This is a genomic window from Cryobacterium sp. TMT2-10, assembly GCF_004403075.1.
Taxonomy (GTDB): Bacteria; Actinomycetota; Actinomycetes; order Actinomycetales; family Microbacteriaceae; genus Cryobacterium; species Cryobacterium shii.
Map to the genome: position 1 here is coordinate 1 of NZ_SOGW01000002.1, position 1,443 is coordinate 1,443.

Sequence of the window (1,443 nt, forward strand, 5' to 3'; positions counted from 1 at the left end):
CCCTACGTGTCAGGGTTGGGTGAGGCCAGCAGCTAACAGCAAGTCCGCCGCATGACGTAGGGCGAGAACCAGGAACCGATCCACCATGCCCAGCCCATCTTTGATCGCCGTGCGCGACGATAGTCCAATGAATACCAGCAGTCCCGGACCCAGATCCGGAGGTCCGACGCCGAGGCGCTCGTTCACCCCGGCGCAGAAACTCGAGCACCTGGCCGCCTACGAGGCCGCCATCCAAAACAACACGGGCGGCGCCTACCTTCGGGAGCAGGGGATCTACTCCTCGCAGATCACCGAGTGGCGCAAACTCCGCGACGCCGGTGTCCTGGCGGGCAAGAAACCGGGCGAGAAGATTGGCCGGTTGACGCCGGAACAGGCCGAGATCGCGAGACTGCGTCGCCAGCTTGGCAAGGCCGAGCAGCGCCTCGCGACCACGGAGGTGGCCTTAACCATCATGGGAAAAGCGCACGAGCTCTTGGAGCAGTTGTCCAAGAGCTCGCGGGACGACAAACCGCACACCGACTCCTGATGGCCGCCTACCGACAGCTGACCATTGCTGGCGTTTCGACCCGGATCGCGGCACGGCTGACCGGGATCTCCCGGGCGACGGCGACCCGGAAACCGTCCCTCCCGCTGCCTGTCCCGGCGCCCCCGGTGGTGCCGGCGAACAAGCTCAACAGCCTCGAGCGGGCCAGGATTCTGGCGGTGGTGAACTCGCCCGGCTACGTTGATTTGCCGCCGATCCAGATCTACGCGCAGCTGCTCGATCAGGGCGTCTATTTGGCGTCGATCTCAACGATCTACCGAATTTTGACCGAGAACAAACAGGTCAAGGAACGCCGCCGCCTGGCCCGCCACCCGTCCCGGGCGATCCCGGAACTGGTCGCGACCGGCCCGGGGCAGGTCTACTCGTGGGACATCACGAAACTGGCCGGACCGATCAAGGGCACGTACTTCGACTGCTACGTGATGATCGACATTTACTCCCGGTACATCGTCGGCGCCCACGTCCACGCGTCGGAGTCCGGCGAGTTGGCGGTGGAGATGATGAGGGAAATCTTCGGCATCCACGGCGTCCCGCACGTCGTCCACGCGGACCGGGGCACGTCGATGACGTCGAAGACCGTCGCGACGATGTTGTCGGACCTGGAGGTCACCAAGTCGCACTCCCGCCCCCGGGTGAGCAACGACAACCCGTTCTCCGAGGCATGGTTCAAGACCTTGAAGTTCGCCCCGGTGTTTCCTGAACGCTTCGGCTCCGTGGGCGAGGCGCGGGCGTTCATGGCCGACTTCGTCGAGGGTTACAACCACACCCATCGCCATTCTGGGATCGGGCTGAACACCCCCGCGGACGTCCACTACGGCCTCGCGGCCGGCAAGGCCATCGACCGGTCAGCGACCTTGGCCGCCGCACGCGCCCAGAACCCGGAACGATTCGGCACCACG

At 65.1% G+C, this 1,443-nt stretch carries 1 protein-coding gene; it reads left to right on the forward strand.

The features are described 5' to 3' along the window. Positions 1–127 precede the first annotated feature (127 nt). Positions 128–1,443, forward strand: a protein-coding gene (locus tag E3T37_RS00070; RefSeq protein WP_241994509.1) for an IS3 family transposase whose coding sequence is annotated in 2 segments (ribosomal slippage) — positions 128–485 and positions 485–1,443 — 1,317 coding nt annotated over the 2 segments. Because the reading frame shifts where the segments join, the coding sequence is not laid out codon by codon here. This gene is flagged as partial in the annotation.